Here is a 26,675-nt window from a genome sequence, read left to right as displayed (position 1 = left end):
TCAGCGCGCCCTCGCCAACTCACGCAGCCACTGCAGCGTTTCACTGGCCAATGCCTGATAGTGAGACAGTATATCGGCCAGGCCCACCCAGAAGACGAACATGCCCATGACCAAGGTCAGCGGGAAGCCGATGGAGAAAATATTCAGCTGTGGCGCTGCGCGGGTCATTACGCCAAAGGCGATGTTCACCACCAGCAGCGCGGCAATCACCGGCAGAATCAACAGCAGGCCGGCACCGAACACCCAGCCCATGCGCCCGGCCAGCTCCCAGAAGTGGTTGACCACCAGCGCACTCCCCACCGGCAAGGTGGTAAAACTTTCGGTCAGCACCTCGAACACCACCAGGTGGCCGTTCATCAACAGGAACAACACACTCACCAGCATGGTCATGAACTGGCTGATTACCGTGACGTTGACCCCGTTGGCGGGGTCAACCATCGAGGCGAAGGCCATGCCCATCTGCACCGCAACAATCTGCCCGGCAATCACGAAAGCCTGGAACAACAACTGCAAGGCCAGGCCAAACAGTGCGCCAACGATGATCTGCTCGGCGCACAGCAGCAAACCGCGCAGGCTCAGCGGGTCGAATTCAGGCAGTGGCGGCAGTGCCGGCACGATTACCACGGTGATGGCCACGGACACGTACAAGCGCACCCGCGCCGGCAACATGCGGGTACCGAAAATCGGCATGGTCATCAGCACCGCGGTCACCCTGAACAACGGCAGGATGAAGGTGGCGACCCAGGTGCCGATCTGCGTGTCGGTCAGTTCCAGCATCGCCGCATCAACCTATGAGCTGCGGGATGTTGGTGTAGAGCGTGGTGATGTACTCCATGAATTTCTGCACCAGCCACGGCCCGGCAATGATCAGCGTGATCAGCATCACCAGCAGGCGCGGCAGAAAGCTCAGGGTCTGTTCGTTGATCTGCGTGGCCGCCTGGAACATCGCCACCACCAGGCCCACCAACAGGCTCGGCACCACCAGCACGGCAACCATCAAGGTTGTCAGCCACAGGGCATCACGGAACAGGTCGACAGCTACTTCAGGTGTCATCGGCGGCTCTCCTTGACGGCGTCAGACGCCGCCGAAACTGCTGGCCAGGGTGCCCATGATCAGCGCCCAGCCGTCGACCAGCACGAACAGCATGATCTTGAACGGCAGCGAGATGATCAGCGGCGACAGCATCATCATACCCATGGCCATCAGCACACTGGCCACCACCATGTCGATGATCAGGAACGGGATGAAGATCATGAACCCGATCTGGAACGCGGTCTTGAGCTCCGACGTGACGAATGCCGGCACCAGGATCGTCAGCGGCACCTGGTCGGGGCCGGCGATGTCGGTGCGCTTGGACAGGCGCATGAACAAGTCAAGGTCGCTCTGCCGGGTTTGCGCCAGCATGAAGTCCTTGAGCGGGCCCTGGGCCTTGTCGATCGCCTGCTGGGCAGTCATCTGCTCCTTCAGGTACGGCTGCAGCGCGTCCTGGTTCACCCGATCGAACACCGGCGCCATGATGAACATGGTCAGGAACAGCGCCATGCCGGTCAACAGCTGGTTCGATGGCGTCTGCTGCAAGCCCAGGGCCTGGCGCAAAATCGAAAACACGATGATGATGCGGGTAAAGCTGGTCATCAGAATGACGAACGCCGGGATGAAGCTCAGCGCGGTCATGATCAGCAGGATCTGCAGGCTGACCGAATATTCCTGTTGCCCGTCCGGGGTGTTGGACAGGGTGATGGCCGGGATCGACAGCGGGTCGGCGGCCAGGGCCAGCGGCGCAGCCAGCAGCAGCGCCAGAGTCAACAACGTACGCAGCGCGCCGCTCATCACTTGTTGTCCTTAGGGTCCTTGCCCATCAGCTCCATCAGCCGCTGGGCAAACTCCGGCGTCGCCTGACGGACGCTTGCCGGCACTTCCACGGGTTCGGCCAGTACGTGCAGGGCCTCGATGGTGCCGGGGGTATGGCCTATCAGGATCTGCTCCTTGCCCACCTGCACCAGCAGCAGGCGGTCACGCGGGCCGATGGCACGGCTGCCGACAATCTCGATCACCTGCCCACCCTTCACAGCGGTGCTCTGCAGGCGCCGCAGCAGCCAGGCCAGGAAGAAGATCAGGCCCACCACCAGCAGCAGGCCCAAGACCATCTGCGCCAGCTGCCCGCCGAGACTGCCAGGTTGAGCCGCCGGGGTGGCCGCTGGCGTGGCCGCAGCCAGGCAGGCGTGGCTGGCGAACAGCACCGCTGCCACGGCGATGGCGCGCATCGTGCCCTTCACTCAGCGCAGCTTCTTGATACGTTCGCTGGGGCTGATCACGTCGGTCAGGCGGATGCCGAACTTTTCGTTGACCACGACCACTTCGCCATGGGCGATCAGCGTACCGTTGACCAGCACGTCGAGCGGCTCCCCGGCCAGGCGGTCGAGCTCGATCACCGAGCCCTGGTTGAGCTGCAGCAGGTTGCGGATGTTGATCTCGGTGCTGCCCACCTCCATGGAAATGTTCACCGGGATGTCCAGGATCACGTCCAGGTTCGGGCCTTCGAGGCTGACATTTTCGTTCGGCTTCGGCGAGCTGGCGAATTCTTCCATCGGCAGGCGGCCCGGGCCGCTGCTGCCGGTGTCCCCGCCCAGCAGTGCATCGATGTCGGCCTGGCCGGCAGAACCGGTTTCTTCCAACGCTGCGGCCCACTCATCGGCCAGTGCCTGGTCCTCTGGGGAGGTGATCTCGTTTTCGTTAGCCATGATTTCCTCGACAGGCATTCAATTCGTTGTAAGCGACCGGCACACCGTCAGCGGCGTTCGATCGGGTCAATGATCTGCAGGGCCAGGTTGCCCTTGTGCGAGCCCAGCCGCGCCTTGAACGCTGGCACCCCGTTAGCGCGCAGCACCAGGTGCTCGGGCAGCTCCACCGGGATCACGTCACCCGGCTGCATGTGCAGGATGTCGCGCAGCTTCAGCTGGCGTCGGGCGACCGTGGCGGTCATTGGCACGGCCACGTCCAGCACGTCCTCGCGCAGGGCCTTGACCCAGCGCTCGTCCTGGTCGTCCAGGTCCGACTGGAAACCGGCGTCGAGCATTTCCCGCACCGGCTCGATCATCGAGTACGGCATGGTCACGTGCAGATCGCCCCCGCCGCCGTCCAGTTCGATGTGGAAGGTGGACACCACCACCGCCTCGCTGGGGCCGACAATGTTGGCCATGGCCGGGTTGACCTCGGAGTTCATGTACTCGAAGCTGACCGGCATGATCGCCTGCCAGGCTTCCTTGAGGTCGACGAAACACTGGTCCAGCACCATGCGCACCACACGCAGCTCGGTCGGGGTGAACTCACGCCCTTCGATCTTGGCGTGGCGGCCATCGCCGCCAAAAAAGTTGTCCACCAGCTTGAACACCAGCTTGGCGTCGAGGATGAACAGCGAAGTGCCACGCAGCGGCTTGATCTTGACCAGGTTGAGGCTGGTGGGCACGTACAGCGAGTGCACGTATTCGCCGAACTTCATGACCTGCACGCCCCCCACGGCCACGTCTGCGGAGCGGCGTAGCAGGTTGAACATGCTGATACGGGTGTAGCGGGCGAAGCGCTCGTTGATCATTTCCAGGGTCGGCATGCGACCCCGCACGATACGGTCCTGACTGGTCAGGTCGTAGCTTTTGATACTGCCAGGCTCGGATGCACTCTCGGTCTGCACCAGCCCGTCGTCGACACCGTGCAACAGGGCATCGATTTCATCCTGGGACAGCAGGTCCTGTACGGCCATTGCGGACTCCTACTGCAATACGAAATTGGTGAACAGCAACTGGTCGATGACCGGCTTGCCGACTTCCTTCTGCGCCACTTCCTGGACCACCGCGGTGGCCTTCTGACGCAGCATCTCCTGCCCTACCGGGCTGCTGGCGAGGGTGTCGAACCCTTGCCCGGAGAACATCATCACCAGGTTGTTGCGGATCACCGGCATGTGCACCTTGAGGGCATCCAGGTCGGCCTGGTTACGCGCCTGCAGGGTGATGCTCAGCTGCATGTAGCGCTGGCGGCCGTTCTGGTTGAAGTTGACCACGAAGGCCGGGGTCAGCGCCTCGTAGATCGCCGCTGGCTTGACGTTGCTGGCAGCGGCTTCGGCGGCCGGAGCGGGCTCGCTCTTGTGCATGATGAACCAGGTAGCGCCCACCGAAAGGCCGATCGCCAGCAGCAGGCCGACGACGGCCAGCAGGATCAGCTTGAGTTTGCCTTTAGTGGCGGGGTCTTTGACTGCTTCGCTCTTCGCCATGCCAATAATCCGTCGTCCATCGGGGGGTTCAAGGGAGGATGGCTTGGCTTGAGCAAGTGTTATGCCAGATTTCGCAGGGGATGGATTCCAGCAGGTTTTGCGGTGCTGGCTGCTTCGCGGCCACGCCCGCTCCCACAGCTACCGCACAGGGTTCGAAATCAACGAAATGCCTGTGGGAGCGGGCTCGCCCGCGAAGAAGCCAGCCCAGGCCAACCGTTATCAGGCGTAGTAATCGACCGCACTGTCGCCGACAACCACCTGCTGCTCCAAAGGCCGGGCGCTATCGACCGCCTCGACCCCACCCTGCTCGGAGCGGCGCGCCGCCACCCCGGAAAGGTTGCTGCCCTGCGCCTGCCCCTGCTGTTGTTGCTGCCCGCGCGACTGGTCAGCCACGTTGACATCCGGCTGCGCCAACCCCTGCTGGGCAAACAGTTCGCGCAGGCGATGCACCTGGCTGTCGAGGGCATCACGTACGCCGGCGTGGCCGCTGATGAAGGTGACCTGGGTGGCCTGGTCCGCCGCAACATTGACGCGAATGTCGAGGCGACCGAGTTCTGCCGGCTCCAGTTGGATATCAGCCGACTTGAGGTTCTGGCTGGACAGGTACATGACCCGGTTGACCAGGCCTTCGGCCCAAGCGTTCTGGTTCATTGGCAATGGCTGATGCAGCGGGTTCGCATTGGCCGGCACGGCATTGGCGGTCTTGGCCGTGGCCGCCTGGGTCAGGCTGGCCAGGCGGTTGGCAAAATCATCGATGCGGGTGTCGCTGCTGGCACTCTTGGTGTCTTTCAGGCCGTCCTCAAGCAAGCTGCCAAAGGCCTTGTCACCGGATTCGGCGCTTTCGCCATCGGTATTCTCGACCAAATTCGCCAAGGTATTGACGGCCGCCTGCCCTTCCTCGCCCTGAGCCTGGGCAGCATCAAGGGCATGTGCCGAGGTGCCACCCTTGGCCTGGGCACTGTGCTCCAGCGCGAGGCGCAGGGTTGGCAGATTGGCCAGGGGGTCAGCATCCGGATCGAAGGCCTCCTCGGCGGACGGCTCTTCAGGCAGTGCCGCGGCGACCTGGGTTTGCGCCGTGGCCGCCTGCAGCACCGGCGCCACCGCCTCGGCCTGAGCCTGGATCAATTGCGCGCCGGGCTGGGCATCAGTGACCTGACCGGCCACCAGGCTGGCATCACGCACACCCGTATCGGCCTGGGCCGAATCCTCTTCTGGCAACTTGTTGCCGTCATCGGCAACTGCAGCTTTGCCAGCCGGGTCTTTCTTGCCGCCGGCTGCCGCATCAGGTTTGTCCTTGGGCTTGGCTTGAGCAACCTTGTCGTCCTGCCCGGTAACCTTGTCGCGGCCCTGCTTGGCCATCACCTGGCCAAAGGCATCGCCCTTGTCGCCCAGCGCCTGCAGCGGCTTGTCCGCCTGCACGGTGGCCGAACGCGAGGTCTTGGCAATGGCATTGGCTTGCAACAAAGGGTTGGGTGCGACAGGCATCGAGCGGTCTCCGCGCCAGAAACAAAAATCATCGGGGCAGAGACAGGCAAAACTCGCGCCAACTCGCGTATCAGCCTGCGGAAATACGTTGCTGCTCACCACGGTAAAAGTGCTGCACCACGACGAATTCCATGTCGATGCGGCTGATCAAGTCTTCAATTCCATATAACGGAGGCCGCCGTGCGCGCTCTTCGAGCTGCTGGCACAGGCTGGCCAAGGCCACCGCGCCCATGTTGCTGCTGCTGCCCTTGAAACTGTGGGCTGCCGCGCCAAGCTCCTCGGCGCTTTTGGCCGCGTGCAGCTGGCCAAGACGCCGCTCTGAGTCGTCGAGAAAAGTCTGCACCAACTGCAGGTAGCCATCTTCCATGACCTCACGCAGGTCACTGAGTACCTTGTGGTCAATATGCATGTCAGTCACTTGTTCACTCCTTGATCAAGCCAGATTATGCCCGAGCCAACCCGTGGCTCACCATACGAACTCCACATGCGCGCAACGCCCGCCTTCACTCCAGCGCGCGTCACTGGCCAACTGCCGCACCAGATTCAGACCGCGACCGCTCAGCCCCTGATCCAGCGAAGGCCGCGCAAGCACTTGCTGCACGTCGAAGCCGGCACCGCTGTCGCGCACCTCGATCATCAGACGCCCACCGCCGCCATGCGGTTCAACCTTGAAATCGATGCTTACAAAGCCTTCGGTCAGCGAGCCCAGGCGCCGGGCGCGCTCCTGGTAATAGTCGGTAAAGCCCTGCACATCGCGCTTGAGCTGTGAGTCCAGGCCCAGCACACCATGCTCAAGCGCATTGGCATACAACTCGCTAAGCACACTGTGCAAGTTGCCGGTACGCGCGCGCAGGCCATGAATTTCTTGCAACAACTGCACCAGGTAAGGCACAGGGTTGAAGCGCTTGAGGCTTTCGCCCCGCACTTCGAAGCTCAGCGACCAGTCCAGCGGGCTGGAGCGGCCACTATCAGAGTAGATCATCGGTGCCGGCACCCGCTCCTCGGCAGTGAACATGCGAATGTCGCACAAGCTGATGTCATCGCGTGGCTGCCCACCAAAACGCTCCAGGGCCAGCATCAGCTCATCGAACAACTGCACGGGGTCGTGGTTGTCGGCCAGCACCGCTCGCAGGCGCTGTACGCCAAACAGGCGCTCCTGGTCGTCGGCGGTATCGAGCACACCGTCTGACAGCAGCAACAGGCGCTCGCCCGGTGCCAGCGGCAACACCTCTGTGCTGTCATCGAAGCGCTCAGCGGCCAGAATGCCCAGCGGCAGGTGCCGCGAACTCAGTGCAGACAGCACTTGGCCATCCACCGACAGGCGATAACCATCGGGCATACCGCCATTCCACACCTCCACCGAGCCGCGCTGCATGCTGAGGTTGAGCAGCAGCGCACAGCAGAACATGTCCACCGGCAGGATGCGCTTGAGCTTGGCATTCATCTCGCGCAGGATCTGCGCCATGCCGTAGCCCTTGGCGGTCATGCCGTAGAACACCTCAGCCATCGGCATGGCGCCGACCGCCGCCGGCAGGCCATGACCGGTGAAATCGCCAAGCAGCACACGCATGTCGCCGGCCGGGGTAAATGCCGCCAGCATCAGGTCGCCATTGAACAGCGCGTAAGGCGATTGCAGGTAGCGAATGTTGGGTGCAGAAAGGCAACCCGAGTGGGCCACCTTGTCGAACACCGCCTTGGCGACCCGCTGCTCGTTAAGCAGGTGATGGTGATGCCGGGTGATCTGGTCACGCTGTTCCAGTACCGTTGCCTGCAAGCGACGCAGACGGTCCATGGCGCGAATCTTGGCAGCGAGGATCACCGCACTGTAGGGCTTGGCCATGAAATCATCGCCCCCCGCCTCCAGGCAACGCACCAGGCCTTCTTCTTCATTCAGCGACGTCAGGAAAATGATCGGCACCAGCGCCTCGCCAGCCAATGCCTTGATCTGCCGCGCCGCCTCGAAGCCATCCATGACCGGCATCAAGGCGTCCAGCAGCACCAGTTGCGGGCGCCGCTCGAGGTACAGCGCTACCGCCTGCTCGCCGTTCTCCGCAGTGAATACCTGATGCCCCTGGCGGCGCACGATCTGCGCAAGCAGAAGGCGATCGACAGCACTGTCTTCGGCGACCAGCACGGTCAACGCCTGTTCGGCCGGCATGTCGGCGCTCAACTGATATCGAAGAGTTTTTCGAAATTGGAGATAGCGAGAATCTTGCGCACGTCGGAGCTGGCATGCACTACCCGCACATCCGACTCGTCGCCGCCCGCGTGGTCGCGCAGCAACAGCAGCATGCCCAGCGCGGAGCTGTCGAGGTAGGTGGTGTCCTTCAGGTCGACGACCACCGAATCCGGCCGCCTGGGCTGGCGTTCGTAGGCGTCGCGAAACTCCTGATGCTTGCCGAAATCGAAGCGCCCCTTGATCTTGATGGTCAGCTTTTTCCCGTCCTGCGAAAAATCAGTCTCGACTGCCATGCTAGCGATTCCTTCGATGATGGCGGATGCAACTGCTCTAAGGTTTAGCAGGCGATGGTGGGGGAGGCAAGCGGATGCAGGCTCAGGGCGTTGATGGCCTGTGCCGGCCTCTTCGCGGGTGAACCCGCTCCTACAATCAATCGGTGGTGTCGCCCAATACCGTGGTAGGAGCGGGTTCACCCGCGAATAGGCCGGACCTGCCAGCCAATATACCCGGTCATACACCGTCGCAGCCGCCACCGCATTCGCGGGCAAGACCTCTCATTCGTTTCGGGCCAATTATTCCGCTGCAAGGCCTGCGGCGAACACCTATAGCTGGTTTTGCCGCGGCAGGCGCTGCGACAGCTCATCCAGCAAGCGCTGCTCGCGCTTGTCTTCAGCGCGCCGGGCCTCGTCCTGGTAGCGCTGTACCAGCTTGCGCAAACCTTCCACCCGGGCATAGGCCTGCTGCCAGGTACCCCGGGCGTTATTGAGGTTGTTCTGGTGCCAGACCAGGCTTTGCCGCTGCTGGGTCATGGCCGTTTCCAGCTGCCCCAGAAAACGCTGATAATTGACCAGCCAGCTGCCATTGACCCCTTGCCCGCCGCGGTTGATCCACTGCAGCTGGTAATCCTCGCGAAAGCGCTCCAGCTCGGCCAGCTTGGCTTGGGCCGTGGCCACCTGCTGCTGGAAATGACCAAGGCGCTGAGCCGCCTTGCGCTCGGCTTCTTCGGCCATGTCCACCACCGGCGCCAGGCGCGCGGCACGTCCGGGCAGCGCCATGGCTTATCAACCTGCCGGGGGCGTGAAAATTGCCCCCAGCTGTTCGCGGCTCTGCGCCATGCCCACATTCTCGCGCAGGCCTTGGCGCAGGAACTCAACCAGCTTCGATTGCAAGGCAATGGCCAGGTCGGTCTCCGGATCACCGCCGGCCACGTAAGCCCCCACGCTGATCAGGTCGCGGCTTTGCGACAGGCGCGACCACAGTTGCTTGAACTTCTGCGCCTGGCGCAAGTGGTCGGCATCGACCACTTGGGGCATGACCCGGCTGATCGACGCTTCGATGTCGATGGCCGGGTAATGGCCCTCCTCAGCCAGCCGACGCGACAGCACAAAGTGGCCGTCAAGCACGCCCCGCGCCGAGTCGGCGATCGGGTCTTGCTGATCGTCGCCTTCAGACAGCACAGTATAGAACGCAGTGATCGAACCACCGCCAGGCTCGCCATTGCCTGCCCGCTCCACCAGCTTGGGCAGCTTGGCGAACACCGATGGCGGGTAACCCCGGGTGGCCGGTGGCTCGCCGATGGCCAGGGCAATTTCCCGCTGGGCCTGGGCGAAACGGGTCAACGAGTCCATCAGCAACAGCACATTCTTGCCTTTGTCGCGGAAGTACTCGGCAATGCGTGTGCAATACATGGCGGCGCGCAGGCGCATCAGCGGGGCATCGTCGGCCGGCGAAGCCACCACCACCGAGCGCTTGAGGCCCTCTTCACCGAGGATGTGCTCGATGAACTCCTTCACCTCGCGCCCCCGCTCACCGATCAGGCCGACCACGATGATTTCGGCTTCGGTGAAGCGGGTCATCATGCCCAGCAGCACCGATTTACCCACCCCGGTACCGGCAAACAGGCCCAGCCGCTGACCACGGCCGACGGTAAGCAGGCCGTTGATACTGCGAATGCCCACATCCAACGGCTTGCTGATAGGGTCGCGGTTGAGCGGGTTGATCACCGGGCCGTCCATCGGCACCCAGTCCTCGGCCTTCATCCCGCCCTTGCCATCCAGCGCACGGCCGGCGCCGTCGAGCACCCGGCCCAGCATGCTCATGCCCATGGGCAGGCGGCCGCCGTCATCCAGCGGCACGACCCGGGCCCCCGGGGCAATCCCGACGATGCTGCCCACCGGCATCAGAAACACCTTGGGCCCGGCAAAGCCCATGACTTCGGCCTCGACCTGCACCGGGTGATAACTGTCATCGTTGATCACCAGGCAGCGGCTGCCCACTGCTGCGCGCAGGCCTTCGGCTTCCAGGGTGAGGCCAACCATACGCAGCAAGCGGCCTTCGACGATGGGCTGGGCAGGCAGCTCGATGGCCTCAGCGTAAGAGCCGAGGCGCTTGCCGAAACTGGTGCGTTCAAGGTGCATCTGGGCTGTCCACGGCACGCTCGGCCGGCGCGTCCAGGTCTATCGTCATGTCTGGCGCCGCCGGGTGCAGGGAATGGTCGTGCAACTGGTCGAACAGCTGCGCCACCGCTTTTTCGATACGCGTTTCCATGGTGGCATCGATACGGCTGTGGGCCGTCTCGATGCGGCAACCACCCGGCAGCAGCGCGCTGTCTTCCAGCAGCCGCCAGTTCTCCTCATGGCGCTCGCGCAGGGCCTTGGCCAGCTCGAAATCCTGCGGGTTGAGGTGGATGCGGATATTGTCCGCGCCCATGGGCAGCAGCTTGAGCGCTTCGCGCAGCACCTGAGTGATCTGGCTGGAATCGTTGCGCAGCTCGCGGCCGATCACCTGACGGCTCATGTGCGCGATCAGGTGCACCAGGCTTTTCTCGATCTGCGTATCCTGCTCGGCGATCGGCTCCATCAGGTTGGCCATCAGCCGCTCGAGGCTGTCCAGCTTGGCCTTCAGGGCCTCTTCGGCCTCCTGGCGAACCTTGAGCTGAGTGCTGTGGAAGCCCTCGCGCTCCCCGGTGGCGAAGCCCTCGTTGTAGGCCTCCTGACGGATGGCTTCGAGCTCTTCCAGGGTCAGTGGCTGGACTTCTTCCAGCGGCACTTCCTCGACTTCTTCCGCGATGACCTCGGGTTCCGGCTCTGGCTCGGGCGCAGGCTCCGGTTCCGGGTCGAAGCTGGGCAGCGTCCACACGTCCACGCCCTCGAGGTCGCGGGCGCGGATCAGGTCGCTGGGGTGGTGTTCTTTGGTGGGCATGCTGTCATGTTCTCAAACCATGTTCGGCCGACACGGTCCCTTGTAGGAGCGGGTTCACCCGCGAATGCGTCGGCAGCGACAACCTCGATTGCCAGGGCCGACGCCTTCGCGGGTAAACCCGCGCCTACAAAAGGCGGCGTCGGCCATGGGATCGCGAATACCTTAGATCATTTCCTCGGCGCCCTTGCCGCCAAGCACGATCTCGCCGGCCTCGGCCATACGCCGGGCAATGGTGAGGATTTCTTTCTGCGCGGTTTCCACGTCGCTGACCCGTACCGGCCCTTTGGCCTCCAGATCGTCGCGCAGCAACTCCGAAGCACGTTTGGACATGTTCTTGAAGATCTTGTCCTTGACCCGCTCGTCGGCGCCCTTGAGCGACACCACCAACACGTCGGAGGACACTTCGCGCAACAGCGCCTGGATGCCCCGGTCGTCGACGTCGGCCAGGTTGTTGAAGACGAACATCAGGTCTTCGATCTGCTCCGACAGGTCGCTGTCGATTTCGCGGATCGCGTCCATCAGTGCGCCTTCCACCGAGCTGTCGAGGAAGTTCATGATGTCGGCCGCCCGCTTGATGCCACCCAGGGTGGTACGCGCGGCGTTGGAGTTGCCCGAGAACTGCTTCTCGAGAATCTGGTTCAGCTCCTTCAGCGCCGCGGGTTGCACGGTGTTCAGCGATGACACGCGCAGGACGATGTCCAGGCGCACCTTGTGGTCGAAGTTGCTCAGCACTTCACCGGCCTGGTCCGGGTCGAGGTAGGCGACCACGATGGCCTGGATCTGTGGGTGCTCATAGCGGATCACGTCGGCCACGGCACGCGGTTCCATCCACTTGAGGCTGTCCAGGCCGCTGGTATTGCCGCCGAGCAGGATGCGGTCGACCAGGCCGTTGGCCTTGTCCTCGCCCAGGGCCTGGTTGAGCATCTTGCGGATGTACGCATCAGAACCGACGCCCAGGCTGGTCTGGTCGCCGACGATGTCGACGAACTCGCTCATCACCTGTTCGACCTGGTCACGGTGCACATTGCCCATCTGCGCCATGGCCACACCCACCCGCTGCACTTCCTTCGGGCCCATGTGCCGCAGCACCTGGGCCGCATCGGTCTCGCCCAGCGAGAGCAGGAGGATCGCCGCCTTGTCGACGCGGCTCAGCTTGGCGGTAACGGCTCGGTTATCACTCATCGGCGTTGATCCAGTCTTTCACGACCTGGGCCACACGGCCCGGGTCTTCGGCCACCAGGCCTTTGATTGCGTTGAGCTGTGCCTCGTAACCCTCGCTCGGGCTAGGCAGCAGAATGCTTGTCGGGCCACCCAGGCTGACGCGGTCGTTGGCCAGTTCGCCATCCAGACCCATCATGCCGCCCAGCTCCATGTCGCTGTCCGGGGCAGCCTGCTTGCCGCCCCCGGTAATGTTGTTCAGCACTGGCCGCAGCACGCCGAACACCAGCACCAGAATGAACACCACGCCCAGCACCTGTTTGACGATATCCCAGAACCACGGCTGCTGGTAGAAGGCGATATCGGCGATTTCCTCGCCACGGTCGGCGGCGAACGGCACGTTGATCACCGTCACGCTGTCGCCACGGCTGGCATCGAAGCCGACTGCGTCCTGCACCAGGCGGGTAAAGCGCGCCAGGTCCTCGGCACCCCATGGCGCCCGCGTGGTATCGCCAGTGGCCGGGTCGATCTTGACCTGGTCGTCCACCACCACCGCTACCGACAGGCGGGTCATGCGCCCCTGCTGCTGGCGGGTGTGGCTGATGGAACGGTCCAGCTCGAAGTTCTTGGTGCTTTGCTGACGTTTGTCTGACGGGTACGGCGCGAGCATCGGCTGACCGGTGGCCGGGTCCATGATCTGCTGACCATTGGCATCCACCAGCGGTTGGCCAGGCTGAATGGCAGCCGCCGGGGTAGCCGCGCCACCAGTGGTCTGCGGTGCCGAAGCGGCGCCTGGCGGCTGGTTGCTCAGCGCGCCAGGCACGCCTTGCGGGCCTTGGCTGCTGGCACGTTGTTCGTCGACCGACTGCTCGCTGCGCAACGCCGGCTGGTCGGGGTTGAACTGTTCGGAGGTGGACTCGACCGCGCTGAAGTCGAGGTCGGCGGACACTTCGGCCTTGTAGCGGTCATTGCCCAACACCGGCTGCAGAATGTTGTGCACACGCTGGGTGAGCATGCCTTCCACCCGGCGGCTGTAGTCGAACTGCTTGCCGGCCTGGGTCAGCGCCGAATCCTGAATCTGTTCGGACAGCAGGTTGCCTTTCTGGTCGACGACGGTGACCTGGGATTTGTCCAGTTCCGGCACGCTGGTGGCGACCAGATTGACGATGGCCATCACCTGCCCGGCTTCCAGTGCACGGCCTGGGTACAGCTCGACCAGTACCGAGGCGCTGGGCTTGCGTTCATCACGCACGAACACCGAACTTTTCGGGATGGCCAGATGCACGCGCGCGGCCTTGACGTTATTGAGGCTGGAAACGGTACGGGCCAGTTCGCCTTCCAGGCTGCGGCGGTAGCGGGTGGCTTCCATGAACTGGCTGGTGCCCAGGCCCTGCTCCTTGTCGAGCAGCTCGAAGCCGACATTGCCATCGCTCGGCGCCACGCCGGCGGCTGCCAGTTTCAGGCGCGCACGGGAGAGATCGTCGGCCTTGACCAGCAGGGCGCCCGAGTTGGGCTCCACGTTATAGGGGATGTCAGCAGCAGCCAGGGTGTCCATGACCTGCTTGGTGTCCATGCCCGACAGGCTGCCGTACAACGGACGGTAATCGGGTTGTTGCGACCACAGCACCACGGCAAAGCCGATGGCCACGCTGGCCGCCAGGCCGACCATGAGGCCGATCTGACGCAGCATGGGCATCTGCGAGATGTTTTCCAGAAACGCCATGCCAAACAGCGGCGGCTTGGCCGCTGGCGAGCCAGCTTTGGCGGGGGCGTTTTCGACGACTGCTTCAGCCATGGGTTACATCCGTCCTCAAACCGGCATCTGCATGATGTCCTGGTACGCCTGGACCAGCTTGTTGCGTACCTGGGTCATGGCTTGCATCGACACGCTGGCCTTTTGCGAAGCGATCATCACGTCAGTCAGGTCGACGCCGCTTTTGCCGATTTCGAACGCGTTGGCCAGTTGGGTCGAGGCCTGCTGCGTCTCATGCACCTTGCCGATGGCCTGGCCGAGCATGTCGGCGAAGGTGCTTTGCCCTGGCGCCAGCTCGGGGGCGGCAGTTACCTTGGGCAGCGACATGGCATCGGCCTGCATGGCCCGCATGTCCAACATCAGACGATTGAATTCAACACCTTGGCTCATGACCCTTCTCTCTCCTGCGGCCGCATTTTTTTGACACTCATGCGGCGAATGACCTACCTAAAGCAACAAAGGTGCCAGCCTTCGCGACTCATTTCCCAGGGCTCACACAATTCCTGTGGGAGCGGCCTTGCGTCGCGATAGGGGCGCGAAGCGGCCCCAGGACTTCAGCTCCGCCGCAAAGATCGCCGGGGCCGCTTTGCGGCCCTATCGCGACGCAAGGCCGCTCCCACGGAGGTCCGCGCCAGTTGCAGATGATTGGCCTGTCAGCCGAACAGGCTGGCCTCGACGTCAAACCCGGCATCGCGCATCTGCGCCAGCTTGTAGCGTAACGTCCGCGGACTGATCCCCAGGCGTTCGGCCGCCTCTTTGCGGCGGCCGCGCTCGGCGCGCAGGGTGTCGATGATCATCTGGTACTCGTGGCGACGCATGTCATCCCCCAGGCCGCCGGCATCAGCAACCACCTCGAGAGATGGCTCGGTGCCAGCTGACAATGGAATGGCGCCTGCCAGACAAAAATCCGCCGCCTCGATCACGCCACCCTGCTGCAGAATCAACGCCCGCTGCAGGGCGTTGTCCAGCTCGCGCACGTTGCCCGGCCAGGCATAGGCTTGCAGGCAGGCCCGCGCCGCTGGCGAGAGGCGCACCGGGGCGTGCTTCATCTTGGCCACATGGCGCGCCAGCAAGCGCTCAGCCAGCTGCAGGATATCGCCCGGCCGCTCACGCAGCGGGCGCCAGGCCAGCGGAAACACTGACAGGCGGTAGTACAGGTCTTCGCGGAAGCGCCCGGCTGCCACTTCGCCTGCCAGGTCGCGGTTGGTGGTGGCCAGCACCCGAATGTCCAGGCTGATCGGCTTGCGCCCGCCTACCCGCTCCACCTCGCGCTCCTGCAGCACACGCAGCAGCTTGGCCTGCAAGGCCATGGGCATTTCCGAGATTTCGTCGAGCAGCAAGGTGCCGCCTTCGGCCTGCTCGAACTTGCCAGCCTGAGCCGCGATAGCACCGGTGAAGGCACCCTTCTCGTGGCCGAACAGGGTGGCCTCGAGCATGTTGTCGGGGATCGCCGCGCAGTTGATCGCCACGAACGGCTGCGCCGCACGCGGCGACTGCTGGTGAATGTAGCGCGCCAGCACTTCCTTGCCAGTACCGGACTCGCCGGAAATCAGCACGGTCGAGTCACTGCGCGCCACACGGGCCGCCAGTTCCAGCAATTGGCGGCTGGCCGGCTCGCAGGCCACCGGCCCCTCTTCGCCGGTCACACGCCCGGCGGCATGCCGCTCCACGAGGCTGAGCAGCGCCTTGGGCTCGAACGGTTTGACCAGGTAGTCGACGGCGCCTTGGCGCATGGCCTCGACCGCACGCTCGACGGCAGCGTGCGCCGTCATCAACAGTACCGGCAACTGTGGCTGCTGGCGGCGCAGCTGGCTCAGCAACTGGTGCCCGTCCATACCGGGCATGTTGACGTCACTGACCACCAGGCTGAACGCGTCATCCAGTACGGCCTCCAGCGCTTCTTCGGCACTGCCCACGGCCTGGTAGGCGAAACCGCCGATTTCCAGGGTATCGCCCAGCGCCTGGCGCAATACGCGGTCATCCTCGACCAGCAGCACCTTGATTGCCATTACACCCCCTCCGCCAATTGCCCGTCGATCAATGGCAGCTCTACCCGCACGCAGGTACCACGGCCGACCTTCGAGCGCAGGTTGATCGTGCCCTGGTGCGCACGCACCACCGCCTTGACCACGGCCAGGCCCAGGCCGGTGCCGGTGGCCTTGGTGGTGAGGAACGGCTCGCCCAAACGGCCGAGCAAGCCTGCATCGATGCCACTGCCGGCATCGCTGACGCACAGGTGCAAGCTACGTTCGCGGCGGTACAGGTGCACCTTCAGCCGTGCCGGGCCATCGCTGGCCTGCAGGGCATTTTCAATCAGGTTGAGCAAGGCACCGACCAGGGTGTCGCGGTTGCACAGCAGCTCACCCAGATGACTGTCGCACTGCCAGCGCACGGCGTGCCCCTGCACATGCGCCTGGGCCGCCTGTTGCAGGGCCTGGAACAGCGCTTTCGGGGTCACCCGGTCCCCCAGTGGCAACTCGCCACGGGCAAACACCAGCATGTCGCGCACCTGGTGTTCCAGTTCGTGCAGGCGCTCCTTCAAGGTCGCGGCGAAGCGCTGACGGGTTTGCGCGCTCAGCGCTTGCTCGTTGTCGGCCAGGTGGCCGGCATACAGCATGGCTGCCGACAGCGGCGTGCGGATCTGGTGGGCCAGCGAGGCAACCATGCGCCCCAACGACGACAGCCGCTCGTGGCGAGCCAGCTGGTCCTGGAGGCGACGGGTTTCAGTCAGGTCGTTGAGCAGCACCAATTGGCCAGGCTCGGCATCCAGTGAGCGGGTGGCGATCGACAGGCGGCGACCGTCGCGCAGCGAGACCTCGTGGCCGTCGTCCTTGCGCGGGGCAAAGCTACGGGCGATTACCTGACGCCACAATTGGCCGATCAGCGGCTCGCCGAGCAACTCGCAAGCCGCCGGGTTGGCTTCGCGCACCAGGCCCTGGCCATCGATCACGATCACCCCGCCGGGCAGCAAATCCAGCAGGTTCTGCAGGCGGTTGGCCAGACGTTCCTTTTCACTCAGTTCGTCGATGCGCTGGCCGCTGACCACGGCCAGCTCGCCCTTGAGCTCACTGACCCGGGCTTCGAGCAGGCTGTAGGACTGGCTCAGTTGGCTGGACACCTGATTGAACAGGGCGAAGGCCTGCGCGATACCCTGGCCGCTGTCCTGCGCGACCGGGGTTTGCCCCTGCTGTTCGGGGGCTCGGGATACGTGGGCGGCCTGGGGCATCGTGCTCTCTCGCGTGGCTGACCGTCATAAAAACGGTGTGTTGCCAGCGATGTAGCAATAGCCGTGCCGGAGATAGGGATTTGTACCTGCCTCTTCGCGGGCACGCCCGCTCCCACAGGGATATCACCGAATTGAAGATGTGTATCGATCCTGTGGGAGCGGGCGTGCCCGCGAAGAAGCCGGCACAGGCAACCGCCAGGCGTCAATCCTCGGCCTGTTCCTCGCCACCCTGGCGGCTCATGCCGTACTTGCGCATTTTCTCGACCAGGGTGGTACGGCGAATACGCAAACGTTCAGCCGCGCGCGCAACGATACCGTTGGCATCGTCCAGCGCCTGCTGGATCAGGCCCTGCTCCAGGCTACCCAGGTAGTCCTTGAGGTCCAGGCCTTCGGGCGGCAGCATGGCGTGGTTGCTGAAGTTTGGTGTGTGGCCATTGATCGCCACGCGCTCTTCCAGGTCGCTGCGCAGGCTGTCGACCATCTGCTCGTCTTCGTCATCGACATAGCGGAATTTCTTCGGCAGTTCCGACACGCCAATGACCCCGTACGGGTGCATGATCGCCATGCGCTCGACCAGGTTGGCCAGCTCGCGCACGTTACCCGGCCAGCCGTGACGGCACAGCGACATGATCGAGGCGGAATTGAAGCGAATGGAACCGCGCTTCTCGTGCTCCATGCGCGAAATCAGCTCGTTCATCAGCAACGGGATGTCTTCCACCCGCTCACGCAACGGTGCCATTTCGATAGGGAACACGTTTAGGCGGTAGTACAGGTCTTCGCGGAAGGTGCCGTCCTCGATCATGGTTTCGAGGTTCTTGTGCGTCGCAGCGATGATGCGCACGTCGATGCTCTGGGTCTTGTTGCTACCCACGCGCTCGAAGGTACGCTCCTGCAGCACACGCAGCAGCTTGACCTGCATCGGCAACGGCATGTCGCCGATTTCGTCGAGGAACAGGGTACCGCCGTTGGCCAGCTCGAAACGCCCGGCACGGCTGGTGATGGCCCCGGTAAAGGCGCCCTTCTCGTGGCCGAACAGTTCGCTTTCCAGCAGCTCGGCCGGGATCGCGCCACAGTTGACCGGCACGAACGGCGCTTCACGGCGCTTGGAGTGGTAATGCAGGTTGCGCGCCACCACTTCCTTGCCGGTGCCTGACTCACCCAGGATCAGCACGCTGGCGTCGGTATCCGCCACTTGCTGCATCATTTGCCGCACGTGCTGAATGGCACGACTGGTGCCCACCAGGCTACGGAACAGATTGGGCTCGCGCTGGCGACCGCGCTCGCGCGCCTGGTCATACATTTCGCGGTAGACCTGGGCACGGTGCAGCGAATCCAGCAGCTGGCTGTAGCTTGGCGGCATTTCCAGGTTGGACAGCACCCGGCGGCGAAGGTCTTCCGGCAGCTCGGCAGAAGAAATTTCACCTAAAAGCAGAACCGGAAGGAACTCATCCCAGGTAGCCACTGTCTTAAGCAGCCCAAGCAGATTGCCCGGAGCATTCACGGTGCCGATGAGCACGCACAGCACTTCGCGGCTCGAGGACAATGGCTCGACCGCCTGCTGCCAGTCATGGCTGGCACATGCGAGGTTTTCTTCGCCGAGGAAGTTCAGCACCACCGCAAGGTCGCGGCGGCGCGCGCTGTCGTCATCGATCAGCAGAATCTTGGTTTCACGCCACATGCAATAGCAACTTCCCTAGTCATATCGGCGCCCTGCAGGGGCGTGCTCGACATCATTCCGACTGAATGGTCAGTGTTCGGACGTCTGAAATTCGAAAACAGCCACTAGTAAAGTCAAAAAGGCCCTAACAGTCAAATTTATGGCGCCTTTTGTTAAGTTGTGCGCATCTTAACTGAAGAGATGGTAAACCTTCGATGCATTTTTCGCTTGATTGATCTGCATCATCTCTTCGGCAATTGCCTGGCGTTCACCGGTTGTCACATCGATCAGGTTGCGGTAGACCTGCAGCACCCCTTCCAGCTTCTCGCGCAGCAACGCCTGATCCATCGCATGGGTTTCCAGCACCTCGTCGATGCACGCGCGGCACGCCACATCCAGCTTGGCAATGGCCTCCCAGTCACGCTCACCCAAGGCCCCGATCAGGGCATCGCAGGTGTCATCGAGGCGTTGCAGTGCGGTCACGGTAATCTCCTTGCCATCAGCTGGCAGGCTGGGCGTCGACAATGCCGTCCCAGCCACTTTTCACGGTAATCAGCAGCTGTGCAACTTCGTCGATAATGCTGGCATCGTTGTCCACATTGGCCTGCATCAGGCGATTGGTCATGTAGACATAGAGGGCGTCGAGCTTTTCGACGTACTCTGGGTTTTCGCTTTTTTCAGGCGACAAGCCATCGCGCAAGCCGATGATGATGTCGATCGCCTTGCCCAGCATCAGGCCCTTTTCCGCAATGTCGCCACGCGCCATCGCCCCCTTGGCCTGCGCCATGCGATCGAGGCCGCCTTCCATCAGCATCTGCACCAGGCGATGGGGCGTGGCTTCGGAAATCTGGGCATGGGAATTGACCTTCTGGTACTGACGAAGGGCTCTCATGGGATTCATCTTGCGACCTCGTGACGGGCAGGCTTAAGGGGGAGATATTCCTTATATCGGGCAGGTGGCGAAAAACTTTACCGACCGATGACATGAAGCCCGGCATCTTGCACGGACTTCATGCAAGGATCACGGATTAATCTTCGCTGTTCGCCTTGTTCAGTGCGTTGAGGGTGCTCAGCACTGAGTTCTGCTGCTGACGCAGCTGGGTGACCAGGGTATCCATGTTGTTGTACTTGTCCTGCAGGCTCTTCTGCAGGGCTTCCATGCGGGCATCCAGAGTATCCTGCTCGGTTTTGAGCTTGGTCAGGCTTTCGCTCAGGACCTTGGAGCGCTCGGCAAGGGTGCCGGTTGCGGCCTTGGCGAATGGATCAGTGACTTTTTGCAGGCGTGCCAGCAAGCCATCCTTACCATTGAAAATACTGGTCAGGTCTGCCGCGTTGGTGGAGGCGACCTTTTCCCACTTCTTGTCGTCCAGGCTAAGCGCACCACCATCCTGGGCCGAAGTGACACCAAAGGCAGCGAGCGATTTCAAGGTGCCGTTACCCGCTACCGCATTGAGCTCCTCACGAATGGAGGTCATCAACGTGCGCATGGTGGCATCACCCGTCAGCGCCGCAGCCGTCATGGTGCCATCAGCATTCTTGGTCACTTTGGTTTCGGCGTTCATCACCGTCAACAATGCGTTATAGGTATCGATGAAACCTTTGAGGCCCGACTTCAAAGTTGTGGGACTTGTTGTCAGGGAGAGGATGGTCGCCGTAGGCTCGCTACTGGTAGCGTTGATCGGTGAAACACCCACCAGCTTAATATTGAGACCACTGACAGCATCGGTGATGTCATTGGACTTGGACTTCATGGCAATGCCGTCCAGGGTGTACTCGGCGTCCGTCGGCTCATCGACAACGGTATAATCAGTATCGATGCCCGAATTGCCCGAAAGGGTAATGTCGGAGCCTTCACCCATTTTGGTCGAGGTGACGATCAGGCGAGAACCATTGGCATCCGTCAGCACGTTGGCACTAAGTCCCGCCACGCCGAACTGGCTATTGATGCTGTCGCGTACCTGCTGCAATGTGGCGCCGGCGGGCACACTGAGATCGAAGTCCTTGCCGCCCTGACTGATGGTCAGCGTAGTCGGTGTACTGCCACTATTGACTACCGATCCCGCACCATCTGCATACACTTTGGTCGAAACTTTTGACGCAGTCGCCAGTTTGTCGACGATCAGCTTGAACGAGCCGTTCGCCGCCCCAGTCCCCATGGTGACGGTCGCGACTTTTTCATCCGAAGACTTCAGGCTCAGGCCACCAAAGCTGTTGGAATCAGTCATGTTGGTCAAGGCGCCGCGGAACGCATCGAGGGCCGCCTGGATCTTGCCAATAGAGGACAACGTGGTGGTTGCCTTCAGCGTTTGGGTATTGATCTGCGCCTGCTTCGGCGCCTTCTGCGCGGCCACCAGGGATTCGACGATCGCCTGGGTATCGATGCCCGAGCCAATACCGCTGACTGTTGTACCTGCCATCATTGCTCTCCTTGTTCAGTAGCTGCCGGATCCTTGGCGGATAAATCCATCAAATAGTCGACAGCAACAAAAATCATGCCAGCCTATGCCTGACCGTCGAACAGCAAGCTGCTGGCTTCACTGAGGCTCTGCGCCAATTTCAGCGCAGCTTCCGAGGGAAGTTGCCGGATTACCTCACCGGACTGGGTAGCAATCACCTTGACTACAATCCGGCCCGTGGAATCATCAATGGAAAAGTCCAGCTGGCGCTGGCTCGACTGGACGAAATCACGAATTTCGCCAACCGCTTTTTCCAGGTCCTCGCGCGAGTGCGGCTGATTATCGGAAGCAGCGGCTTCCTGCACCTTGGCAGGCATAGCCGGGTCCCGCTCGCGATCAGCTCCTGGCACCTGGGGTAACACGGTTGGATACACCTGGTTCAGCTTGACACTCATGTCCATGTTTCGAACTCCTCATGTCAAAAAGGGTGAAAGGGCACGTAAACGCACCCTTTCACCCTTCACTCAAGCGCCTGAATTACTGAAGCAGTTTCAGGACCGACGATGGCAGCTGGTTAGCCTGCGACAGGATCGCAGTCGAAGCCTGCTGCAGAGTCTGCTGCTTGGTCAGCTCGGCAGTTTCCGAAGCGAAGTCCACGTCCTGCACGGTGGAGCGGGCAGCTGTGGAGTTCTTCTGGATGTTCTGCAGGTTGTCGACGGTGGTCTGCAGACGGTTCTGGGTAGCACCCAGGCCCGAACGGACGCTGTCGATGGAGCCGATGGCCTTGTCGATAACGGCCAGAGCATTCTGTGCGTTGGTCGCGTCGGTTACATCAGTCTGTGCAATGGAGGTTTTTTGAGAGGTTGTGCTAGTACCAAATACCGCAGCCACGCCGGTACCTGTCAGCGCATAGCCTTTCGCAGAGTCAAGCGATACCGCACCGTTCGCAATCAAGCCATCAGCAAGCTTGGCTGTGGTGCTGTACTTACCGTCAGCGCCTTTAGTAGCAATATCCAGAGCGGTAGTGTCGCCCGCCGAAGCAGAGAACGCAACGTTTTCACCGGTGTCGGATTTAATCGAAAGCGTGTCGTTAGTTTCGTCGTAGTTAACACTGATACCGAGCTTCGCGGCGTTGGATTTCAACTGGTCAGCCAGACCCGAGTTGCTGGTAACCCCAAGAATATCTACCTTCTGGGTACCTACTTCCAAAGTGAAACCGACAGCAGATACAGCGGCTTTGGTAGCGTCAACAGCAAAACTCACCTCGGTGCTAGCCGATGCGGTCAGGCCACCGATCAGGCCATTCAAACCTTTGGCAATATCCTTTGCAGAGGCTTTAGCAGCAACGGCATAGTCTTCACTCTGACCGTTACCAGTAACGGTGATTGTGTTACCACCTACGAGGCCGCCAACTACTGGCGTAGCGGTAGCACTCTTGATCTGCTGGGAGCCAATGTTGTTGGCTGCCACGTTTTCTAGCGACAGGTTGATGGTTTCGTTGGCATTGGCGCCGACCTGGATGGCCTTGGTGCCGTACGAGCCGTCCAGCAGTTTCTGGCCACCGAAGGTGGTGGTTTGCGAGATACGGGTCAGTTCTGCGGTCAGAGCCTGGTATTCGTCGTTGTTCGACTTACGGTCGTCGGCGCTCAGCGAGCCAGTAGCCGAGGACAGAGCCAGGGTACGCATTTTCTGCAGGATGTCGGTCGAAGCCTGCATTGCGCCTTCAGCGGTCTGGGCGATCGAGATACCGTCGTTGGCGTTCTTCACAGCCTGGCCCAGGCCATTGATCTGGCTGGTCAGACGGTTGCTGATCTGCAGGCCAGCAGCGTCATCTTTGGCGCTGTTGATGCGCAGACCCGAGGACAGACGCTGCATCGAAGTGGTCTGGGCAGTGCTGGCCTTGGTCAGGTTGCCCTGGGTGGTGATCGACGCAATGTTGGTGTTTACAGTTAAAGCCATGACGAAATCCTCGTTGGATGGGTACTGCGGCTTCCGGCCTTGGCAACCGCCGGATTGGCCTAGAGAACCTTCGTAATGGTTATCGTCGGGTGCGCGGGTTGCTTGAGGGTTTTTTCAAAAAAAAAATACTGGCATGGGGCCAGCCCTGAGAAATCAAGGGGTTAAGGGCGGTTTATTGGCGTCAAAAACTGTTCGAACTGGGGCTGAATGCCTCATCCCGTCTGTAGGAGCGGGTTCACCCGCGAACACCGGCGAAGCCGGTGCCATAGACCGAGCTGCCTTCTTCGCGGGTGAACCCGCTCCTACGACGGGCTGCGTCAGGCAGAAGTTTATTTTCGGCAGAAAAAAAGCGCCGGGCGGTGGCCGCCGGGCGCTTTTAGGGGCTGACTGGGATCAGTCGCGGTACAGGATGGCCGAGCCCCACGACAGGCCCACGCCAAAGCCACTGATCGCCACGCGCTTCCAGCTGCCATCGAGCATGTGCTTCTGCAGCAGCAGCGGAACACTGGAGGACACCGTATTGCCGGTTTCCAGCATGTCTTTGACGAACTTCTCCGGGTGTTGCTCTTCAAAGCGTCGCGCCACGGCGTCGACAATCGCCGCACTGCCCTGGTGGATGCAGAAGGCGTCGATATCCGACGACTTCAGGCCGCTGGCGTCCAGCAGCTCGTGCAGGTGCGCTGGCACTTTGATCAGGGCGAAGTTGAATACCTGGCGGCCGTTCATGAAGAACTTGCCGTCGCTGACTTTCAGGTGCTCGGCACCGGAACCATCAGTGCCGAAACGCGCCTGGCCCAGGTTCCACACCGCGTTTTCACCCATCCAGGTAGCGGTGGCGGCGTCGCCGAACAGCATGGTGGTGTTGCGATCTTCCGGGTCGACGATCTTCGAATACGGGTCGGCGGTGATCAGCAGGCCGTTCTTCAGGCCTGCCGCCTCCATGAAGCCTTTGATCGCATACAGGCCATACACATAGCCGGAGCAGCCCAGCGACACGTCGAACGCCGCCACGCGGGTAGACAGGCCAAGTTTGCTCTGGACGATGGCTGCGGTGTGCGGCAGGCCTTCTTCGTCGCCGTTCTGGGTGACCACGATCAACGCATCGATCGATTGCGGATCAAGGTCGGGGTTGCTGGCGAACAGTGCCTGGGCGGCCTCTACGCACAAGTCGGAGGTTTCTTGCTCTTCGGCCTTGCGCGGCAAGAACGACGCACCGATCTTGCCGAACATGAACTCTTCGTCCTTGCCGAACTTCGCACCCTGAACATAGTTGTCCAGGCCAGCGGTGGGCACGTAACTCGCAATGCTTTTGATGCCAATCATTCTGGCTTCCCAATGAAAACAGCCAAAGACCACCACTCGATGAATTGAGGGCGCCAAATACCGGAGCGGCCACCGCCAGGGGTTGTAGCCAGGGCTCGCCTGCGCACCGGTAACAAAATGCTGCAACAGCTGCTGCATAGAATACAGGGAAGATGAGCGTTTTGACTCATTGGTCACATTGAAATGCTACGAAAGCCGTGGCGAGGGTGTGGGGACTGGGGAATTTGCGGAATGACCGGGCGGGCACTGGACCCCGAATGATCAGCTTCGCAGCAGATATCGATGGGGCCGCTTAGCGGCCCTTTCGCGACGCAAGGCCGCTCCCACGAACGCCACCTTCAGAAGAAAGGAGGACCTGGAATGCCCCAAGAAGCTGGACATCAATCCAACCCTTGGGGGGCAGCCCAAATACGCCACCTCCAGGAGAGAGGAGGACCTGTGGGAGCGGCCTTGTGTCGCGAAAGGGCCGCAAAGCGGCCCCAGGATCAGGCAGGCAGATCAGAGCTTGTTGAACAGGCTCAGCTGGGAAATACGCGAGAAGGCCAGCTGCGAGGCCTCCAGCATGGCCTGCTGCAAGGTCAAGGTGATGGCCGCCTGCGACATGTCGGTGTTGCCGATGGCGTTCTGGGTGGTCTTGTTGGCCAGACCCAGGCTGGTGTTCTCCTGGCGTTGAATCTCAAGCGAGTTGCCGCGAGCACCGATCGAACCACGGGTGATATCGACCTGCTCACGGGCACTGGCCAGGTTTGCAATGGCCGAGGCCGCCGCATCTTTCAGCGCATTCGCCGCGCCAGCGCCGGTCACCGGTGTTTCCAGTGCCGCGCGCAGCTGGCTGAGGGTTTCCAGCACGTTCTGGTTCTGGTGAGTATTGGCCGTGACCGCAAACTGGTCGCCTGCCTCCGGCGAACCGGACACCTGGTAGGTCACCCCGGCCACCGTCAACGACGGCGCCGAAAAGGTACCTTTGGCGACCGGCTTGCTGTCGGCCGTCAGCGGCTGGGCATAGAACTCGTAAGCGCCCGGCCCCGTGAACTTGATCACCGCACCATTACTGGGGAACGTGCTGCGATAGGCGGCCTCGTCGGTGACGCTGCTGCTGGTGACCTGAGCGCTGGAGGTATTGCTGCCGTTACGGGTGGTATTGAACGAGTCCGGGCGTGCTTCCAAGGAGAACTCGCGCCCGCCCACGGCGGCGTCGGCATCGGCACCCTCCTCCAGGGTAACGGTTATTTCGAATTCCACCCCACGCAGGGCAATCTTGTTGGCACCTTCGGTCTTGCTGTCGAAGGTACCGTTGGTGGGCGTTTCCGAGGTGATGTCATTGCCGTTGGCGTCAGTGATGGTGTACTGCGTCGCGCTGGTAAAGGTCAGCTTGTAGGGCTGGCCTGCCGTGAAACTGTTGTTGTAGGTGGTGCTTGAGGTCAGCAGACCGGACGACACCCCGACCACGCTGTCGTCAGTCGCCGGCACCAGCAGGGTCGACTGGGTGCGGCTCTTGTTGCTGGCCGAGTCGAAGATGCTGAAACCGGTGTCGTTGGTGGCCAGGCTCAGGGTATCGGATACCTGCAGGCTCAGCTGGGTCTGGTCGCCGTGGTAGCTGTAGGTGCCATCGGAGTTACGCACATAGGGCGGCGTGGTGCTCTTGGAGCCTCCAAACATGTAATCGCCGTTGGCATCGCGCGAGTTGAGCAAGCCAAAGATGTTGGCCTCGATCTCTTTGAGTTCGGTGCCGATGGCCACGCGGTCAGAATCGGTCACCCCGGCGCCACCGGCACGGATCGCCAACTCGCTGGCGCGCTGCATGGCCTCGTTGATGGTGGAGAGCACGCTCTCCTCCTGCAGCAACGAGTTGCTCACGGTGTTGATGTTGCCGCTGTACTGGTCCAGCAACGATTGCTGCTGTTGCAGCAGCAGCAGGCGCGCAGCACCGACCGGGTCATCGGCAGCGGTCTGGATACGGATACCCGACGTCACCTGGTCGTTGGTCTTGTTCATGCTGGAGAAGTTCTTGGAGTAGCTACTGGCGCTGGCCTCATAGAACTGAGCAGTGGAAATACGCACGATAGTCTACTC

The 26,675-nt window shown here is 62.0% G+C and carries 27 protein-coding genes; all 27 read right to left on the bottom strand.

Going from position 1 to position 26,675, the window contains the following annotated elements:
• The 27 genes from fliR to LMH93_RS07515 all read right to left on the bottom strand — a co-directional run bounded on the left by fliR (window position 1) and on the right by LMH93_RS07515 (window position 26,663).
• The gene (gene fliR / locus LMH93_RS07645; RefSeq protein WP_003254413.1) at window positions 1-777 is read right to left on the bottom strand and encodes a flagellar biosynthetic protein FliR; all 777 of its coding nucleotides are present in this window, start codon (window positions 775-777) and stop codon (window positions 1-3) included.
• Window positions 778-784: 7 nt separating this feature from the next.
• Window positions 785-1,054, bottom strand: a complete 270-nt coding sequence (gene fliQ, locus LMH93_RS07640; RefSeq protein WP_003254414.1) for a flagellar biosynthesis protein FliQ — start codon at window positions 1,052-1,054, stop codon at window positions 785-787.
• A gap of 21 nt (window positions 1,055-1,075) precedes the next feature.
• Window positions 1,076-1,831 (bottom strand): flagellar type III secretion system pore protein FliP, encoded by a 756-nt coding sequence (gene fliP, locus LMH93_RS07635; protein WP_003254415.1) that lies wholly within the window; start codon window positions 1,829-1,831, stop codon window positions 1,076-1,078.
• Window positions 1,831-2,265, bottom strand: coding sequence for a flagellar biosynthetic protein FliO (fliO, locus tag LMH93_RS07630; RefSeq protein WP_014860286.1), 435 nt, complete (start codon window positions 2,263-2,265; stop codon window positions 1,831-1,833). Before fliO ends, fliP begins: the two co-directional genes overlap by 1 nt.
• Window positions 2,266-2,277: 12 nt before the next feature.
• Window positions 2,278-2,742, bottom strand: coding sequence for a flagellar motor switch protein FliN (gene fliN, locus LMH93_RS07625; protein ID WP_003254417.1), 465 nt, complete (start codon window positions 2,740-2,742; stop codon window positions 2,278-2,280).
• A gap of 47 nt (window positions 2,743-2,789) precedes the next feature.
• Entirely contained in the window at window positions 2,790-3,758 is a 969-nt protein-coding gene (fliM, locus tag LMH93_RS07620) for a flagellar motor switch protein FliM (RefSeq protein WP_003254418.1), read from the bottom strand.
• A gap of 9 nt (window positions 3,759-3,767) precedes the next feature.
• Window positions 3,768-4,265, bottom strand: coding sequence for a flagellar basal body-associated protein FliL (gene fliL, locus LMH93_RS07615; protein WP_003254419.1), 498 nt, complete (start codon window positions 4,263-4,265; stop codon window positions 3,768-3,770).
• Window positions 4,266-4,484: 219 nt separating this feature from the next.
• Window positions 4,485-5,750, bottom strand: a complete 1,266-nt coding sequence (locus LMH93_RS07610) for a flagellar hook-length control protein FliK (RefSeq protein WP_003254420.1) — start codon at window positions 5,748-5,750, stop codon at window positions 4,485-4,487.
• A 70-nt stretch (window positions 5,751-5,820) separates the two neighbouring features.
• The gene (locus tag LMH93_RS07605) at window positions 5,821-6,168 is read right to left on the bottom strand and encodes an Hpt domain-containing protein (protein WP_004577674.1); all 348 of its coding nucleotides are present in this window, start codon (window positions 6,166-6,168) and stop codon (window positions 5,821-5,823) included.
• A gap of 48 nt (window positions 6,169-6,216) precedes the next feature.
• Window positions 6,217-7,908, bottom strand: a complete 1,692-nt coding sequence (locus LMH93_RS07600) for a fused response regulator/phosphatase (RefSeq protein WP_070096696.1) — start codon at window positions 7,906-7,908, stop codon at window positions 6,217-6,219.
• A gap of 8 nt (window positions 7,909-7,916) precedes the next feature.
• The gene (locus LMH93_RS07595) at window positions 7,917-8,222 is read right to left on the bottom strand and encodes an STAS domain-containing protein (protein WP_003254426.1); all 306 of its coding nucleotides are present in this window, start codon (window positions 8,220-8,222) and stop codon (window positions 7,917-7,919) included.
• 309 nt (window positions 8,223-8,531) lie between these two features.
• A complete protein-coding gene (fliJ, locus tag LMH93_RS07590; RefSeq protein ID WP_020192694.1) occupies window positions 8,532-8,984 on the bottom strand; it encodes a flagellar export protein FliJ in 453 nt (150 codons plus the stop codon).
• A gap of 6 nt (window positions 8,985-8,990) precedes the next feature.
• Entirely contained in the window at window positions 8,991-10,346 is a 1,356-nt protein-coding gene (fliI, locus tag LMH93_RS07585; RefSeq protein ID WP_054889680.1) for a flagellar protein export ATPase FliI, read from the bottom strand.
• Window positions 10,336-11,130, bottom strand: coding sequence for a flagellar assembly protein FliH (gene fliH / locus LMH93_RS07580; RefSeq protein ID WP_003254431.1), 795 nt, complete (start codon window positions 11,128-11,130; stop codon window positions 10,336-10,338). Before fliH ends, fliI begins: the two co-directional genes overlap by 11 nt.
• 162 nt (window positions 11,131-11,292) lie before the next feature.
• Window positions 11,293-12,312 carry a flagellar motor switch protein FliG gene (fliG, locus tag LMH93_RS07575; protein ID WP_003254434.1) on the bottom strand — a complete coding sequence of 340 codons (1,020 nt, stop codon included), beginning with the start codon at window positions 12,310-12,312 and terminating at the stop codon, window positions 11,293-11,295.
• Entirely contained in the window at window positions 12,305-14,083 is a 1,779-nt protein-coding gene (fliF, locus tag LMH93_RS07570) for a flagellar basal-body MS-ring/collar protein FliF (protein ID WP_004577671.1), read from the bottom strand. The genes fliG and fliF overlap by 8 nt, the downstream gene beginning before the upstream one ends.
• A gap of 15 nt (window positions 14,084-14,098) precedes the next feature.
• Window positions 14,099-14,431, bottom strand: coding sequence for a flagellar hook-basal body complex protein FliE (gene fliE, locus LMH93_RS07565; RefSeq protein WP_003254438.1), 333 nt, complete (start codon window positions 14,429-14,431; stop codon window positions 14,099-14,101).
• Between the two features lie 263 nt (window positions 14,432-14,694).
• Window positions 14,695-16,050, bottom strand: coding sequence for a sigma-54-dependent transcriptional regulator (locus LMH93_RS07560; protein ID WP_003254440.1), 1,356 nt, complete (start codon window positions 16,048-16,050; stop codon window positions 14,695-14,697).
• Window positions 16,050-17,267, bottom strand: coding sequence for a sensor histidine kinase (locus LMH93_RS07555; protein WP_108190572.1), 1,218 nt, complete (start codon window positions 17,265-17,267; stop codon window positions 16,050-16,052). The genes LMH93_RS07560 and LMH93_RS07555 overlap by 1 nt, the downstream gene beginning before the upstream one ends.
• A gap of 202 nt (window positions 17,268-17,469) precedes the next feature.
• A complete protein-coding gene (gene fleQ / locus LMH93_RS07550) occupies window positions 17,470-18,945 on the bottom strand; it encodes a transcriptional regulator FleQ (RefSeq protein ID WP_003254443.1) in 1,476 nt (491 codons plus the stop codon).
• A 168-nt stretch (window positions 18,946-19,113) separates the two neighbouring features.
• Complete coding sequence (locus tag LMH93_RS07545) at window positions 19,114-19,407, bottom strand: hypothetical protein (protein WP_060538980.1); 294 nt, start codon at window positions 19,405-19,407, stop codon at window positions 19,114-19,116.
• 16 nt (window positions 19,408-19,423) lie between these two features.
• Window positions 19,424-19,825 carry a flagellar export chaperone FliS gene (gene fliS, locus LMH93_RS07540; RefSeq protein ID WP_060538979.1) on the bottom strand — a complete coding sequence of 134 codons (402 nt, stop codon included), beginning with the start codon at window positions 19,823-19,825 and terminating at the stop codon, window positions 19,424-19,426.
• A 127-nt stretch (window positions 19,826-19,952) separates the two neighbouring features.
• The gene (gene fliD / locus LMH93_RS07535) at window positions 19,953-21,341 is read right to left on the bottom strand and encodes a flagellar filament capping protein FliD (RefSeq protein ID WP_185280390.1); all 1,389 of its coding nucleotides are present in this window, start codon (window positions 21,339-21,341) and stop codon (window positions 19,953-19,955) included.
• An 83-nt stretch (window positions 21,342-21,424) separates the two neighbouring features.
• Window positions 21,425-21,781, bottom strand: a complete 357-nt coding sequence (locus tag LMH93_RS07530) for a flagellar protein FlaG (protein WP_060545056.1) — start codon at window positions 21,779-21,781, stop codon at window positions 21,425-21,427.
• A 76-nt stretch (window positions 21,782-21,857) separates the two neighbouring features.
• Entirely contained in the window at window positions 21,858-23,279 is a 1,422-nt protein-coding gene (locus tag LMH93_RS07525) for a flagellin N-terminal helical domain-containing protein (RefSeq protein WP_060545058.1), read from the bottom strand.
• Between the two features lie 393 nt (window positions 23,280-23,672).
• Window positions 23,673-24,602: a ketoacyl-ACP synthase III gene (locus tag LMH93_RS07520; RefSeq protein ID WP_003254453.1), complete on the bottom strand. Its 930-nt coding sequence runs from the start codon at window positions 24,600-24,602 to the stop codon at window positions 23,673-23,675.
• Between the two features lie 498 nt (window positions 24,603-25,100).
• The gene (locus LMH93_RS07515) at window positions 25,101-26,663 is read right to left on the bottom strand and encodes a flagellar hook-associated protein 3 (RefSeq protein ID WP_230064961.1); all 1,563 of its coding nucleotides are present in this window, start codon (window positions 26,661-26,663) and stop codon (window positions 25,101-25,103) included.
• Window positions 26,664-26,675: the final 12 nt, after the last annotated feature.

Origin of the sequence: Pseudomonas sp. CIP-10, assembly GCF_020911845.1 — a bacterium.
Taxonomy (GTDB): Bacteria; Pseudomonadota; Gammaproteobacteria; order Pseudomonadales; family Pseudomonadaceae; genus Aquipseudomonas; species Aquipseudomonas alloputida.
Note: the sequence above shows the minus strand (reverse complement) of the source record. Positions and strands in the feature narration are given on the sequence as shown.